Origin of the sequence: Nonomuraea terrae, assembly GCF_044465245.1 — a bacterium.
In the GTDB taxonomy this organism is placed as follows: domain Bacteria; phylum Actinomycetota; class Actinomycetes; order Streptosporangiales; family Streptosporangiaceae; genus Nonomuraea; species Nonomuraea terrae.
The window spans coordinates 942,855-956,135 of the sequence record NZ_JBITLL010000005.1 but is presented as its reverse complement, the minus strand read 5'-3'; the positions used below and the strand labels follow the sequence as shown (position 1 = coordinate 956,135).

At 67.3% G+C, this 13,281-nt stretch carries 18 protein-coding genes and 1 tRNA gene; 16 read left to right on the top strand and 3 right to left on the bottom strand.

The genetic code is table 11. The features are described 5' to 3' along the window. Positions 1–82: 82 nt before the first annotated feature. A complete protein-coding gene (aceE, locus tag ACIBP6_RS28165; protein ID WP_397056865.1) occupies positions 83–2,830 on the bottom strand; it encodes a pyruvate dehydrogenase (acetyl-transferring), homodimeric type in 2,748 nt (915 codons plus the stop codon). Positions 2,831–3,386: 556 nt separating this feature from the next. Between aceE and ACIBP6_RS28160 the strand changes: the two genes are divergently transcribed. From ACIBP6_RS28160 to ACIBP6_RS28095, 14 genes are all read left to right on the top strand, one after another. Continuing rightward, positions 3,387–3,569 carry a DUF1918 domain-containing protein gene (locus ACIBP6_RS28160; protein ID WP_132617618.1) on the top strand — a complete coding sequence of 61 codons (183 nt, stop codon included), beginning with the start codon at positions 3,387–3,389 and terminating at the stop codon, positions 3,567–3,569. A gap of 9 nt (positions 3,570–3,578) precedes the next feature. After that, positions 3,579–3,983 carry a secondary thiamine-phosphate synthase enzyme YjbQ gene (locus ACIBP6_RS28155; RefSeq protein WP_397056862.1) on the top strand — a complete coding sequence of 135 codons (405 nt, stop codon included), beginning with the start codon at positions 3,579–3,581 and terminating at the stop codon, positions 3,981–3,983. A gap of 117 nt (positions 3,984–4,100) precedes the next feature. After that, the gene (locus ACIBP6_RS28150; protein ID WP_132617622.1) at positions 4,101–4,529 is read left to right on the top strand and encodes a DUF3052 domain-containing protein; all 429 of its coding nucleotides are present in this window, start codon (positions 4,101–4,103) and stop codon (positions 4,527–4,529) included. A gap of 28 nt (positions 4,530–4,557) precedes the next feature. Next, a complete protein-coding gene (locus tag ACIBP6_RS28145; protein WP_397056860.1) occupies positions 4,558–5,022 on the top strand; it encodes a peroxiredoxin in 465 nt (154 codons plus the stop codon). Positions 5,023–5,039: 17 nt separating this feature from the next. After that, positions 5,040–5,351 carry a hypothetical protein gene (locus ACIBP6_RS28140; protein ID WP_132617626.1) on the top strand — a complete coding sequence of 104 codons (312 nt, stop codon included), beginning with the start codon at positions 5,040–5,042 and terminating at the stop codon, positions 5,349–5,351. 167 nt (positions 5,352–5,518) lie between these two features. Further along, positions 5,519–6,466, top strand: coding sequence for an ROK family protein (locus ACIBP6_RS28135; RefSeq protein ID WP_397056858.1), 948 nt, complete (start codon positions 5,519–5,521; stop codon positions 6,464–6,466). Between the two features lie 17 nt (positions 6,467–6,483). Then, positions 6,484–6,555 (top strand) — tRNA-Val (locus ACIBP6_RS28130). A 519-nt stretch (positions 6,556–7,074) separates the two neighbouring features. Further along, positions 7,075–7,290: a hypothetical protein gene (locus ACIBP6_RS28125; protein ID WP_397056856.1), complete on the top strand. Its 216-nt coding sequence runs from the start codon at positions 7,075–7,077 to the stop codon at positions 7,288–7,290. 88 nt (positions 7,291–7,378) lie between these two features. Further along, positions 7,379–7,573: a hypothetical protein gene (locus ACIBP6_RS28120; RefSeq protein ID WP_397056854.1), complete on the top strand. Its 195-nt coding sequence runs from the start codon at positions 7,379–7,381 to the stop codon at positions 7,571–7,573. 234 nt (positions 7,574–7,807) lie between these two features. Further along, complete coding sequence (locus ACIBP6_RS28115) at positions 7,808–8,200, top strand: hypothetical protein (RefSeq protein WP_397056852.1); 393 nt, start codon at positions 7,808–7,810, stop codon at positions 8,198–8,200. Beyond that, on the top strand, positions 8,175–8,444 hold the full coding sequence (locus tag ACIBP6_RS28110; protein ID WP_397056850.1) for a DUF6011 domain-containing protein: 270 nt from the start codon (positions 8,175–8,177) through the stop codon (positions 8,442–8,444). The genes ACIBP6_RS28115 and ACIBP6_RS28110 overlap by 26 nt, the downstream gene beginning before the upstream one ends. Further along, the gene (locus tag ACIBP6_RS28105; protein ID WP_397056848.1) at positions 8,437–8,838 is read left to right on the top strand and encodes a DUF6221 family protein; all 402 of its coding nucleotides are present in this window, start codon (positions 8,437–8,439) and stop codon (positions 8,836–8,838) included. The genes ACIBP6_RS28110 and ACIBP6_RS28105 overlap by 8 nt, the downstream gene beginning before the upstream one ends. 58 nt (positions 8,839–8,896) lie before the next feature. Continuing rightward, positions 8,897–9,376, top strand: a complete 480-nt coding sequence (locus ACIBP6_RS28100; RefSeq protein ID WP_397056847.1) for a hypothetical protein — start codon at positions 8,897–8,899, stop codon at positions 9,374–9,376. A 47-nt stretch (positions 9,377–9,423) separates the two neighbouring features. After that, on the top strand, positions 9,424–9,612 hold the full coding sequence (locus ACIBP6_RS28095; RefSeq protein WP_397056845.1) for a hypothetical protein: 189 nt from the start codon (positions 9,424–9,426) through the stop codon (positions 9,610–9,612). Between the two features lie 116 nt (positions 9,613–9,728). Here the strand turns inward: ACIBP6_RS28095 and ACIBP6_RS28090 are convergent, their stop codons facing one another. Further along, entirely contained in the window at positions 9,729–9,914 is a 186-nt protein-coding gene (locus ACIBP6_RS28090; protein ID WP_397056843.1) for a hypothetical protein, read from the bottom strand. A 489-nt stretch (positions 9,915–10,403) separates the two neighbouring features. Here ACIBP6_RS28090 and ACIBP6_RS28085 point away from each other — a divergent pair, with 489 nt between their 5' ends. Both ACIBP6_RS28085 and ACIBP6_RS28080 read left to right on the top strand, forming a co-directional pair. Next, positions 10,404–11,687, top strand: coding sequence for a hypothetical protein (locus ACIBP6_RS28085; RefSeq protein ID WP_397056841.1), 1,284 nt, complete (start codon positions 10,404–10,406; stop codon positions 11,685–11,687). A 508-nt stretch (positions 11,688–12,195) separates the two neighbouring features. Continuing rightward, on the top strand, positions 12,196–12,486 hold the full coding sequence (locus ACIBP6_RS28080; protein WP_397056839.1) for a winged helix-turn-helix domain-containing protein: 291 nt from the start codon (positions 12,196–12,198) through the stop codon (positions 12,484–12,486). Positions 12,487–12,539: 53 nt separating this feature from the next. Here ACIBP6_RS28080 and ACIBP6_RS28075 read toward each other — a convergent pair whose 3' ends face one another. Then, positions 12,540–13,034 carry a hypothetical protein gene (locus ACIBP6_RS28075; RefSeq protein WP_397056837.1) on the bottom strand — a complete coding sequence of 165 codons (495 nt, stop codon included), beginning with the start codon at positions 13,032–13,034 and terminating at the stop codon, positions 12,540–12,542. Between the last annotated feature and the right edge of the window lie 247 nt (positions 13,035–13,281).

The following is a 13,281-nucleotide window of genomic DNA, read 5'->3' as shown; positions in this document are numbered from 1 at the left end:
CGTGCCGCCTCACCCGCGCCGGCGGCGGAACACGACGGCGCTCCCACGAACAGCTCGCGGGAGCGCCGCCTGCAGAGCGGGCTCAGACGCCCATGGACTGGGTGTCGTTGCTCTCGGCGCCGCCGGCCTCGGTGACGCCGTTCTTCAGGTGGTAGCGGGCGATCGCCTCGCGCAGCACCTCGCCGTCGAGCTCGCCCCGCTTGACCAGGCTGGTCAGCACGGCCAGCGTGATCGACGCGGCGTCGACGTGGAAGTGGCGGCGCAGCGCCGAGCGGGTGTCGGACAGGCCGAACCCGTCGGTGCCCAGCGAGGACCAGTCACCCGGCACCCACTGCGCGATCTGGTCCTGGACGGCCTTCATGTAGTCGCTGACGCCCACGAACGGCCCCTGCGCCTGTGACAGCGCCTGGGTGACGTAGGGGACGCGGCGCTCGGCGTCGGGGTTGAGCAGGTTGTGCTCCTCGCACGCCAGCGCCTCGCGCCGCAGCTCGGTCCACGACGTGGCCGACCAGACGTCGGCCGACACGCCCCAGTCCTCGGCCAGCAGCCGCTGCGCCTCCATGGCCCACGGGCCCGCCACGCCCGAGGCCAGGATGTTGGCCTTGGGACCCTGCGTCCGCGGGGCGTCGGCGAACTTGTACAGGCCCTTGAGCAGGCCGTCCACGTCGATCCCGGCCGGCTGGGCCGGCTGCAGGTAGGGCTCGTTGTAGACGGTCAGGTAGTAGAAGACGTCCTCCGGCTGGTCGCCGTACATCCTCCGCAGGCCGTCCTTGACGATGTGGGCCACCTCGAACGCCCACGACGGGTCGTAGGCGACCACGGCCGGGTTGGTCGAGGCGATGAGCGGCGTGTGGCCGTCCTCGTGCTGCAGGCCCTCGCCGTTGAGCGTGGTGCGGCCCGCGGTGGCGCCCAGCAGGAAGCCGCGGGCCATCTGGTCGCCCATCTGCCACATCTGGTCGGCGGTGCGCTGGAACCCGAACATCGAGTAGAAGATGTAGACCGGGATCATGTGCTCGCCGTGCGTGGCGTAGGCGGTGCCGGCCGCGATGGCCGAGGCCATCGAGCCCGACTCGCTGATGCCCTCGTGCAGGATCTGCCCCTGCACGGCCTCCTTGTACGACAGCAGCAGATCCCTGTCGACGGCCTCGTACGTCTGGCCGTGCGGCGAGTAGATCTTGGCCGTCGGGAACATCGCGTCGAGACCGAACGTACGGGCCTCGTCGGGGATGATCGGCACGAACCGGTGGCCGATCTCCTTGTCGCGCATGAGGTCCTTCAGCAGCCGCACGAACGCCATCGTGGTGGCCACCTGCTGCTTGCCCGAGCCCTTGCGGAAGGAGCTGTAGACCTCGTCGCCGGGCAGCTTGACCGGCTTGGCGCGCATGACCCGCTTGGGCAGCACGCCGCCGAGCGCCGCGCGGCGCTCCTTCATGTACTGGATCTCGGGGTCGTTCTCGCCCGGGTGGAAGTAGGGCGGCAGCTCGCCTTCCAGGGCGGAGTCGGGGATCGGCAGGTAGAGCCGGTCGCGGAACTCCTTCAGCTCGGCCTTGGTGAGCTTCTTCATCTGGTGGGTGGCGTTGCGCGCCTCGAAGTCCTTGCCCAGCGTCCAGCCCTTGATGGTCTGGGCGAGGATGACCGTCGGCTGGCCGACGTGCTCGCGGGCCGCCTTGAACGCCGCGTACACCTTGCGGTAGTCGTGGCCGCCGCGCGACAGCTTGCGGATGTCGTCGTCGGTGAGGTGCTCGACCATCTTGCGCAGGCGCGGGTCGGAGCCGAAGAAGTGGTCGCGGATGTAGGAGCCCGACTCGACCGAGTACGTCTGGAACTGGCCGTCGGGCGTGGTGTTCATCTGGTTGACCAGCACGCCGTCGACGTCGGCCGCCAGCAGCGAATCCCAGTCGCGGCCCCAGACGACCTTGATGACGTTCCAGCCGGCGCCGCGGAAGTAGGACTCCAGCTCCTGGATGATCTTGCCGTTGCCGCGTACCGGGCCGTCGAGCCGCTGCAGGTTGCAGTTGATCACGAACGTGAGGTTGTCGAGCTCCTCGCGCGCGGCCAGGCCGATGGCGCCGAGCGACTCGGGCTCGTCCATCTCGCCGTCGCCGAGGAACGCCCACACGTGGCTGCGGCTGGTGTCCTTGAGCTCGCGGTTGAGCAGGTAGCGGTTGAACCGCGCCTGGTAGATCGCGCCGATCGGCCCCAGGCCCATGGAGACCGTGGGGAACTCCCAGAAATCGGGCATGAGCCGCGGGTGCGGGTAGGACGGCAGGCCGCGGAAGCCGTGCGACAGCTCCTGACGGAACGCGTCGAGCTGGGCCTCGTTGAGGCGGCCCTCGAGGAAGGCGCGGGCGTAGATGCCGGGCGCCGCGTGCCCCTGGAAGAAGACCTGGTCGCCCGACTCGCCGTGGTCCTTGCCGCGGAAGAAGTGGTTGAAGCCCACCTCGTAGAGCGAGGCCGCGGAGGCGTACGTGGCGATGTGGCCGCCGACGTTGGTGCGGGCGTTGGCCCGGGACACCATGATGGCCGCGTTCCAGCGGATGTAGGCGCGGATGCGGCGTTCGACGTGCTCATCGCCCGGGAACCAGGGCTCGCGTTCCGGCGGGATCGTGTTGATGTAGTCGGTGCTGCGCAGGCCCGGCACGCCGACCTGGTGTTCGCGCGCCCGCTCGAGCATGCGCAGCATCAGGTAGCGCGCTCTGGTGCGGCCCTCGGTCTTCACGACGTTGTCGAGAGACTCGAGCCACTCGTTGGTCTCGCTGGGGTCGACATCAGGCAGCTGGCTGGGTAGGCCGTCGCTGATGATCGAGAAACGCTGGCGTCCGGAAGCCACTGGGTCTCGCCTTCCGAGATGGACTGATGTCTGGTCTGGGTCGCCCTTCCATCCTGGTAGCTAGCCGTAGAAAACGCATCTCTACTGGCTGGTAACCAGAGTGTCCCTGCTGGCAGGGCCATCTTCGATGGCCTAGACCACCGATGGTAGGACGAATCGCCACCAAAGGTTACATCCCGGGACCAATTTAACAAGACAGGAAAACGGGCGAAATTTCGCTCAGATGCCTGTGCTGGGCCCGGGCCTCAGGGGCGTACTCTGTCCCATCCCCCGATCGGGGGAGGTTCATCCGCGACGGCGCGGATGCGAGCCGCGAGTCTAGCCGCCGCCAACAGCGGGGGACCGGCGAGGGTGACGACGCCTGGCCGGCGGAGACGTTCCGTAGCCGTCCGGTCTCCCGGTGTGGCGAGCCGCCCTGGAAGAGTCGTCACCGGGGCGCGCAACGCGACCTCAGCGCCGCGTAACATTTCCATCAAATTTCCCCCTGCCCCTAGAGAAGGGGCAAAACTTGCGAATCTCGCTTTTCGTCCGGCATTCCGCGTACCAATCTGGAGGTATGAAGGCGACGGTAGGAGACCGGCTCCTGGTACACGGGAATACCGTTGGCGAAAGGGACCGGACAGGAGTAATCACAGAGGTCATGGGGCCTGACGGCGAGCCTCCGTACACCGTGAGGTTCGACGACGGACACACCGTCGTGGTGTTTCCCGGGCCGGATGCCCTCGTCGTACATACGTAAGATTTCCGCGTGAGATCCGAAATCATCAGTGTGGCCACGGGTTCCCGTGAGAGGGTGCACGACATCACGTCCGAATGCGCCGCATTCGTACGTGCGGAAGGAGACGGACTGCTGCACGTTTTCGTGCCGCATGCCACGGCGGGCGTGGCGCTGCTGGAGCTGGGCTCGGGCAGCGACGACGACCTGCTCGCGGCCCTGGGCGACCTGTTGCCGGCCGACGACCGCTGGCGTCACGCCCACGGGTCGCCCGGCCACGGCAGGTCGCACGTGATGCCCGCGATCATCCCGCCGTACGCCACCATCCCCGTGCTGGACGGGCGAATGGCGTTGGGCACGTGGCAGTCGGTCGCACTCGTGGACCTGAACGTCGACAACCCGCAACGTCAGGTTCGCCTGTCGTTTTTGTCTGATTGATTCTGGCCGAGTACGGCCGTACCCGTGGCGACCGTTGACGACTGAGGGTCACAGCGTGTGGACTGTGCCGAAGCGATAAACCGCATAAGCGGGGCCACTCAAGCAGGAGGGATAAACGTGAGCGCGACCGCGGGTCAGGCGCAGGGCGAGCGCGGCCTGGCCGAACGACTCGGCCTCAAGCCGGGTCAGGTGGTGCAGGAGATCGGTTGGGACGAGGATGTCGACGATGAGCTGCGCGACTCCATCGAGGACCTGACCGGCAACGAGCTGCTGGACGAGGACAGTGACGACGTCGTCGACGTGGTGCTGCTGTGGTGGCGCGACGGAGACGGGGACCTGTTCGACGCTCTGACCAACGCCATGCGAGCACTCGCCGACGGCGGCCAGATCTGGCTGCTCACTCCCAAGGCCGGGCGCGAGGGCCACGTGGAGCCGAGCGACATCGGGGAGGATGCGGCGACCGCGGGTCTCTCACAGACCAGCACCATCTCCGCCGCACCCGATTGGTCGGGGACGAGGCTGGTCACACCGAAGGGCCGCCGGTAGGGAGCCCGAGCGCCTGCCGTACGGCAGGATGGTGACCGTGAACGCGCATCCTGCCGAGGTCGGCGCCCCGGCTCCGGATTTCGAGCTGCAGGACCAGCACGGCACCCCGGTGAGACTGTCCCGGTTCCGGGGGCGGAAGGTCGTGCTGGTCTTCTACCCGCTGGCGTTCAGCGGGGTCTGTCATGGTGAGCTGTCCGCGCTGCGCGACCATCCGATCGAGGACGCGCAGGTGCTGACGGTGTCCGTCGACTCCCTGTTCACCCAGCGGGCGTGGGCCGATCGCGAGGGCTTCAGGTTTCCGCTGCTCTCCGATTTCTGGCCGCACGGACAGGTCGCCCGGGCGTACGGTGTCTTCGATGAGACGAAGGGGTTCGCCCTGCGGGGGACCTTCATCATCGACGGCGAAGGCGTGATCCGGTGGTCGGTGGTCAACCCGGTCTCCTCGGCGCGCGACGTCGCCGACTACGTCAAGGCACTCGCCGTCATCTCTTGACCCTCTCGGAGGAAGCGATGCCCTGCTACCGCTGCGGGGCCCGGCAGACGGACCCGGTGCGCGGGGCGAGCCCGTGGCAGCGCGGGGTGCGCCAGGAGTCGCAGGTGCTGATCTGCCCGGGCTGCCAACGGCTGCACGACCTCGACCTCGACTCCTGCGCCACGTGCGGGTCCACGGCGCTCATCTGCCGGCTGGGCGAGGTGGAGTGCCGGTCCTGCGGGGCCGTGCGGATGGCCCGCGCGACGCTCGGCAAGCCCGCCGGCGCGGCGCCGCCCGGCCTGTCGGCTGAGGTGGAGGCGGCTCTCAACCGCGTCCTGGGGCGCGCCTGAGCCCCCGGCGTGCCTCCGGGCCTCACGGGGCCGGGGTACCGCGCCGTGCGTCCCTCCCGGGCGGTCTGAGGGCTTTGTGATGGTGTCGTACGGCGGCCGGCCACGGCTGCGATGGACAACCGACGGCCTTTCCGGACATTTGATGAGCTGCGATATCGTCTCCTTCCGTGTCCGCTAATTCGTTCGTCGTCGCGCTCGACGTCGGTGGCACGTCCATGAAGGGCGGCCTGGTCAGCGATTCCGGTGCGGTGCTGCTGAGCGAGCGGCGGCCCACACCCCGGGCGGACGGCCCGGACGCGGTCGTGGCCGCCATCTCCACCTTCATCAGCGACCTGGCCGGCTCGGGCGACGGCGCCCCGGCCGGCGTCGGCCTGGCCGTGCCCGGGCTGGTGTCGGAGCACTCGGCCATCTACGCGACGAACCTCGGCTGGCGCGACGTCCCCGCCACCGCCTTCACCACCCTCGACGTCCCGGTCATGCTGGGGCACGACGTACGCACCGGGGGCCTGGCGGAGAGCACCCTCGGCGCCGGCCGCGGGCTTTCCGACTTCCTCTTCCTGCCCATCGGCACGGGCATCGCCGGCGCTCTGATCATCCGCGGGGAACCGTACGGCGGCTCCTCCGGCTGGGCCGGCGAGATCGGGCACACCCCCGTGTTCCCGGACGGCGAACAGTGCGCGTGCGGCCAGTTCGGCTGCCTGGAGACGTACGCGTCGGCGGCCTCGGTGGGCCGGCGCTACAGCCAGCGGGCGGGCCTCGAGGGCATCCGGGCCGAGCAGGTGGTCTCCTCCGACGACCCGATCGCCATCGAGGTCTGGGACGAGGCCGTGGAGGCCCTGTCGCTGGCCCTGGCCACGTACACGCTGCTGCTCGACCCCTCGGTGATCGTCCTCGGCGGTGGGCTGGCCGAGGCGGGTCCCGCCCTTTTCGACCCCGTGCGCACGCGGCTCGTCAAGCGCCTGGCCTTCCGCGAGGCGCCCCCGCTGATCCCGGCGGCGCTCGGGGTCGACGCGGGCATGCTGGGAGCGGCCCTCCTGGGCTGGCGCGCGGCCGGCCGCCCCGAGCTGGGGCCGGGCTGGGCCGTGGATGTGCGATCGGAGCCCTTGGTGTCGTAAGGTGTAGTGCCGATCAGGGGCGGTTAGCTCAGCGGTAGAGCACTCGCCTTACAAGCGAGGGGTCACTGGTTCGAACCCAGTACCGCCCACCCAGGTCAGACCACCTTTTTGGGTCGCGGACGAAGATCCGAAACAGGCGCGTGGGAGGCTGCTCCTCCGTCGCCACCGCCGGAATGTCGTCCTCGTCCAGCCACAGCTTGTGACCGTGCCGCAGCCCGTGCACCTTCAACCCCGCCAGGACCGGCAGCCATGACACCACCTGATGCTGGTCGGGGTCGTACGACCAGAACCCTCGCTGCCGCGGAGGGGCCAACTCCTCCCCAGGAATGGCCGACGGCCACGACCGACGGACCCGACCTTGCCACGGAGCTTCCGCCACGTCGGCCAGCAACGGATAACCGGGCCGGTCCTTCGCATCGGGCGTGCCGGCCATCCGCGGCCGGTCGCCACCGCCTGCGCCCGAAGTTGGAACGCCGCTCGTGCGTGCCGTCCTCCGGCGGGAACACGTACTGGCCGCTACCGCACCCGGCCGGCCCCCGGCACGCGCACCGGCCCGTCTCGTGGTTCTGCAACTGCTGAGACAGCAGGTCCGACAGGAACGGCGGCAGATGGATCGTCCGCCTCAACACCGACCCGTCCACCGGCCCCGAGGCGGCCAGCGGCTGGCCGGCATCGTGCAGGGCGTGATGCTGTCCCTCACCGCTGGCTCCGACGCCGACCAGGCCGGCGCCGTCACCGACGAGCTGCTGTCGAAGATGCCCGCCTTGCACGGGCTCGCCGAGGCGATGCGCGAGGCCGAGTACCGGCGCGCCGTGACCACCTGACCTTCCCTGGCCCCGGTTCTCCATCACTGGGCCCTCCCTCTCCCCGTCCTCAGAGACGCGCGACCGAGCCATGAACGGAGAGCCCGACATGCGCGACGACAACCTCCCCACCTTCGAGCAGATGCGCTGCAACGCCCACCACCTGCTCAGCGACGCCGAGGACGAACTCCGCTCCGACTGGAGGCGCGGCGCCGGCCCCACTGACGACCAGGCTGACGCGCTCACGGAGGCGCGCGAGTACATCGCCAAGGCCAATGCTGCGCTCGACAGGGCGGCCCTTTGACCTTCTGCCTGCGTCCCGTTTCCTCGGGCCTGCCGCCCGTGCTCGGGACGCAGGGCGCAACTCCCAAGACCATCAACGAACAGACCGTCTCGCCGCAGCCATAGCCGCGAACCGCGCGGGATGACAGGAGCTCACCGGGGCGAGCGCTGACCTCCTCGCTGCTCTCGATCTCTCCCAGGAGACCGGCCCTGAAGGCTAGCCTGCCCCTGAGGCCGTCAACCCGAGGAGAGGCACATGATCACCGCCGACTGGGAGACCGTCTCCGAGGCCGAACCCCGTGGTGCCGCCCTCGACCGACTCGTTGCGCAGGCTGTCAAGGGCGTCGCAGACGACGACGCCCAATGGTGCGCCAACAGCTTCTTCCACAGATCTATCAAGCCATTCGTCCGCGACTACGTCGGCTGGCTTCGCGGTTATCCGAGAAGCGAAGCCCGGCCGCTGTCTGAGCGGGGATGGGCTCCTGTTTCACTCGACGACTACTTCAACGGCGATGAGAAAAAACTACGCCGCCCCGCCACCAACGAGTTCGAGGAGATGCTGCGAACCTCGGAGGCTTACCACGTCGTCTACCAGCTCATGTATCGGCAGTTGCCCGACTGTCGTGACTGCATGTGCGTGCGCATGTAGCCGGCGCTCGGATGGACGAACTCCCTCTCGACCTCTCGACGGCCCTGACGCCCGCGAGCATGTGTCTCGGTGCGCGGCCTGCAAACACCGGCTGCGCACCCCGGAGTCCCAGCTGCTGGGTTTAGGCCCGGACTGCGCGTCCAAGCTCGGCATCACCGCACGCCGGCCAGTTCGGATCACAGGCGTGGAGAAGTGGCGAGACTGCGAAGGGCAGATCGACCTGTTGGAGGAGACCAATGGATGACCTCGTGGTGTTCGTACGCGCCCGACTTGACGAGGAGGAAGCCATCGCGCTGACGGCGGGCGCCGATCCCGAATGTGGAGTGTGGGCAGCCACCAGGGATGGCGTCGACTTCGACCAGTACGAAGTGGACGGCATCCACCCGGCGACCGCGGCTCACATCGTGCGCCATGACCCTGCCCGCGTCCTGCGCGAAGTCGCAGCTAAGCGCAGCATCCTGGACCGACACAAGAGCTGCGGCACGGGCGTCGGCTACTGCGATGACGGCGGCCACGGGCCGAGCGTTGAAGACAGCGAGGCGTTCACGGGGTGCAGCGACCTTAAGGACCTAGCGACGCCGTACGCCGATCATCGCGACTACCGCCGTGAGTGGGCTCCCGACGAAGCTGACAACTAAGTAGCGCAAAGCGGCGTCCCACATACCGTTCGTGTCCACGCGGAGCCGGAGGGACGCCATGCCCAGCAAATCCACATCAGGTAACCAGGGTGGAGCATGGGGTTGCCTGATCGTCATCGCCCTCGTCATAGGCGGCTGCAACGCCCTCTTCGGAGGCAGCGACGAAGAAACCACAGCCGCGGCCAGCCCGACCCCGATCGCGTCCTACACGCCGTGGACGCCGGCGCCCACAACATCGGAGCCCTGGACGCCCGAACCCGCGCCTGACCTCGACGACGACGGCATGGAAGACCGCTACGACAACGACAAAGACGGCGACGGCGTGACGAAAACCCGCGACCGCGACGACCGGGACCCCGACAAGGGACAACGCCCACCGAAGCGCACCCGCACCCCCAAGCCCAAGCCTGTAGCCGAGCCTGAGCCGGCGCCGCTCGCCAAAGCACATCCGGGCGGCTTCTGTGGCAGCCCCGGAGCGGTTGGCGTCGCATCGAACGGGCGCACCTACGTGTGCCGCGGCGGACACTGGCGGCGCTGAGACGTCTCGTACGACGACCAGCATGATGCTTCAGGAAGGAACCGCCGATGACCCGCTGGACGATCAACCCCGAAACCCTCTCCCTCGACCCTGAGGTAGGGGACGCCTCGATCTCCCGCCTCTTCGCCGGGGAGGAGTGGCGCGCCCAGGAGTGGCCGCCCTGCCCGGCCTGCGGGAGGACGATCCACGTGACCACGATCGATGCCCAGACCTCTCAGGACCCGCACCCCATGTAGGTGATGGGTCGCTGGAAGTGCCCCAACGGGTGCGATCCACGCCCTGCCCTTCGGGCTCCCGATGGGACGACACCATGAGTGAGCACTTCCGGTTGCCACCGTTGACCCCAGCAGGATCATGACTCTCGGATCGCTGCCGCGACTTCCGTGAGGGCAGTCGCTATTGCCAACTGCGCCCGCGTATGGGCTTGTATGGCTCTGATAAGAGCTAGGTTCGTTCCTCCCTCTTTCTGGGCCTCCTCTGTGGCCCAACTCAGCGTATTCTCGGCGGCGAGGATGTGGGCCTGGGTGTGGTCGTCCATGTACGCGACACTACGAAGACCCCTGCGACGCAAGAAGAGGCTTGTATGAACTCAAGCTTCGAGGCCATCACTGTCTGTCGCGAGGGCAGGTGCAGCGCTCGGTGGCATTTGAGATTGAACACCAACTCGATCTCCGTGACGGAACCCCTTCAGGAGATCCGCCAGGTGGTGATCTCTACGGAGCCTTCTCGACACTAGTCTTGAAATGAAAGCGGTCCCCGCTGCCCACGGGAGACCGCCTCGACCCCACTACGGTCATGACCGCTATCGACGAGTTGGATGCGCTGGCCCGTAGGGGAGTTCCACGAAGTCTTGAGACACCTCTGGATCATGGACGCTCGTCCGGCTAATGTCGAACATACGTTCCCCTCCAGAGGTCCGGAGCCCCTTGTGTCCTTATCTCGACGATCAACAAGTAACAGCCCACACCAGCGTGGACTTGCGGGAATTGCCCAGCGGCTCATCGTTTTGTGCGGGGCTATCGCCCTGATGGCCGGCCTGACGGTCTTCCAGGCAAGCACCGCCACCGCAGCCGACTCACTGACCGATCTAGGCGGCGACATCCCCTTCGCGTGGGGGGACACCGCGGTCGCAGCCGGCAAGGTCTTCATCGGCGCGGAAGACCGGATCATCGTCGCAGACACCCAAGGTGCCGTTACCGGCGCCATCACGGGCGTGTCCGACGTAACGTCGCTGGTCGCCACACCTGACGGCAGCCACGTGTACGCGGCTCTCCGATATGAGCACCAGGTGGTCGAAATCAACCCCGCCGACCTGGCCATCGTGCGACGGTTCGACTTGGCCGCATACGCATGCCCAACCCGGCTGGCACTGTCCGAGCAATGGCTCTGGGTCTCCTACAGTTGCGCGCACTATCCGTCAGACGGCGTTATCAGCTTGGACCTAGCGGCACCCATGCCGCAGCCTGTCCGCTTGCCGCTCGACACCTTCGAAGATGTCCGGCTATCCGTGGCCGGGAACACGCTCTTGGTGGGCGGCGACGAAATTCTGCAGATCTACGACGTTCAGGGCGGCATCGGCACCTTACGGGGCACCATCAACGCAGACGATTACAACGTCTCCCAATGGGAGGATGTCGCTCTCACCCCAGACGGGTCGGCAGCTCTCGTTTCCCCTGGTTACTCCGACGATGGGTTTGACGCATGGGATCTGACCACACTGACACGGATCCGTTCCTACGGCTCGGCTGGATATCAGCACATTGCCGTCAGCCCGGACGGGACACGGGTTGCCGCCTCCACGGGATACTCCCCATCTGGTCCCGGGCCGATCGCGGTGTTCGACTTTGCCACGGGAGCGCAGACAGAGACTATCGAGCAGATGTACGACCTGCAGGTGCTCCCGGAGAGCCTTTCCTTCTCGGGGACGGATCTGTTCGCCGTGGCCGAGGGGTATCCCAACGTTCGCCACTACTACCTGTGGCGGCTGCACGGCGCCAAACTCCTGCCATGTGAGATCACCCTCAGCGGGCCCGACACGTCAGGCCGGTTCAAGCCGGCCACCTTCACCGGCCGACTCACCCAACCGGACGGTACCGCTCCTGGCGCACAGACGGTCACAGTCACCCGGCGCCCGTGGGGGGAGAACGATTTCCAGCCGCTGCTGGAGGTCACCACGAACGTCGACGGCACCTTCACGTTCGCCAACGTCCCCGGAGTAGAGACTCAGTGGACCTATAAGGCCTACTACGACAACACGGCAGACAGCCGAAGCTGCAGCGCAACCAAGGTGGTGGAAGTTTCCGGCTGGTGAACAATGGCCGTTGGTTAACCTGAGAAGCGAAAAGCGGCTCTCCGCCGTGAACGGAGAGCCGTCCCCGCCCCCACCATCCCTCGCCAGACCCACCCGCTCGCAATACCTCAGGTCTCCCAAAAGCGTACTTCCACTTCGGGGGACAACACGGCTCTGGACTGCCCGGTCGCCACCTGCGACCGATGCCCGGCTCGGCCCGCATCTGCGGCGCCTGCACTGCCGAACTCGCGTCATGGCAGCGGACCCCGTCCCTGGTCAGCACCAGCCGGCATCGCTCACCTCGGACTGGTTTCGCCAGCCGGGCTTCACCAGATCGTTGAGTATGGCGGGGAGATCGGCGTCGGTCATGGCAGGTCACCCGTCCGAGCCACCGCTCGCACCTCCACCGTGCGATAGGGCCCGCAGCGTTCCCGCGCTGTCGGGCCCGTTTTTGTGGTGCTCAGAGTGGGCCACGTCAAGGTGTCTTAAACCATCACCACGTGTATTACAGGGGCGTCTAGGTGTACCTATGTTTGCCCTGGTACATCCCACAATTCTTGATCGCATGCATCCGAAGCGATCGAGGTGGAGGCAGGCCTACGCCGCCATCTGCGAACGGATCCGTACCGGCGACCTCCAGCCGGGCGATCGGGTGCCCACCGTGTACGAGCTGATGGAAGAGTTCGGCATGTCGAACACCGTCGCGCAGAAGGTGCACAAGGCGCTGAGGGAAGCCGGCCTCGTAGGGACCGAGCCAGGCACCGGAAGCTATGTGTTTGAGGGCGCCGCTGAGGAACTCGGGGGCGAGGGGGAGAACTAGAAGCGGCCCCGCCCCTCTGAGAGAGACAGGGCCGTGCCGCTGTGCAAGAGCTACTAGCGGGCGATGCTCCAACCCCCGTCTGCTTCGATGGTGGCGTAGCGGGTGCCGGCCGGGAGGAGCACGCGCCCCCGGTAGTCGCCGATCTTGTTGGCGAGCAGCTTGCTGTATCGGCCGCGGTTGTCGAGCGCCCAGACGATGAAGTTCGACTCCCCGCTGTGGCGGATGGTGATCCGGCGCGGGGCCTTGGCGGGCGCGGTGAGCCGCAGTACGTCGGCACCGGTTCCCTTGGCGTTGATCGCCCAGTAGCGGGCTTTCGTGATGGGGAGGACCTGAAGTGTCCAGGGGCCGTCGGCGGAAACTTCCAGCGAGCGCACCTTCTGGGCGCGGATGACGTTGAACGCTCTTGTGCCCTTGTAGTCGCCGACCGCGTTGGCGACCAGAGCCGATTGCTTGCCGCTGCTGTTGAGCGCCCACACGATGAAGTTGGACTCGCCTTGGTGGGTGGCTTTGACGATGCTCGGCTGAGACGTGGCCGGGATGCTGATCACGTCGTCGCCTTCGCCGCGGTATGTGGTCGCGGCATGAGCGGAGGCCGGCGCGGAGACGAGGAACGCTCCAACGAGAGCGGTTAGAGCGGCATAGATGCGTAAGCGCATGGTGGGTCTCCAGAGACGGTGGAAAGGGACGGAACGATAGACGCTTCGATGGGCTCGGTGGTGTACCGCCATGACCTGAAGGGTTGCTGTAAGTAGATTGCCGCGCCGGCGTATGCGCGTCGGCGCTGCGGCGTCCGTG

Bases quoted from the DNA above. Each gene is read 5' to 3' on its own strand.
- ACIBP6_RS28120 (WP_397056854.1), top strand. From the start codon at position 7,379: ATGCGCGACGACAACCTCCCCACCTTCGAGCAGATGCGCTGCAACGCC.
- ACIBP6_RS28145 (WP_397056860.1), top strand. From the start codon at position 4,558: ATGGTGACCGTGAACGCGCATCCTGCCGAGGTCGGCGCCCCGGCTCCG.
- ACIBP6_RS28115 (WP_397056852.1), top strand. From the start codon at position 7,808: ATGATCACCGCCGACTGGGAGACCGTCTCCGAGGCCGAACCCCGTGGT.
- ACIBP6_RS28140 (WP_132617626.1), top strand. From the start codon at position 5,040: ATGCCCTGCTACCGCTGCGGGGCCCGGCAGACGGACCCGGTGCGCGGG.
- ACIBP6_RS28100 (WP_397056847.1), top strand. From the start codon at position 8,897: ATGCCCAGCAAATCCACATCAGGTAACCAGGGTGGAGCATGGGGTTGC.
- ACIBP6_RS28090 (WP_397056843.1), bottom strand. From the start codon at position 9,914: ATGGACGACCACACCCAGGCCCACATCCTCGCCGCCGAGAATACGCTG.
- ACIBP6_RS28105 (WP_397056848.1), top strand. From the start codon at position 8,437: ATGGATGACCTCGTGGTGTTCGTACGCGCCCGACTTGACGAGGAGGAA.
- ACIBP6_RS28080 (WP_397056839.1), top strand. From the start codon at position 12,196: ATGTTTGCCCTGGTACATCCCACAATTCTTGATCGCATGCATCCGAAG.
- ACIBP6_RS28095 (WP_397056845.1), top strand. From the start codon at position 9,424: ATGACCCGCTGGACGATCAACCCCGAAACCCTCTCCCTCGACCCTGAG.
- ACIBP6_RS28125 (WP_397056856.1), top strand. From the start codon at position 7,075: ATGGATCGTCCGCCTCAACACCGACCCGTCCACCGGCCCCGAGGCGGC.
- ACIBP6_RS28160 (WP_132617618.1), top strand. From the start codon at position 3,387: ATGAAGGCGACGGTAGGAGACCGGCTCCTGGTACACGGGAATACCGTT.
- ACIBP6_RS28085 (WP_397056841.1), top strand. From the start codon at position 10,404: ATGGCCGGCCTGACGGTCTTCCAGGCAAGCACCGCCACCGCAGCCGAC.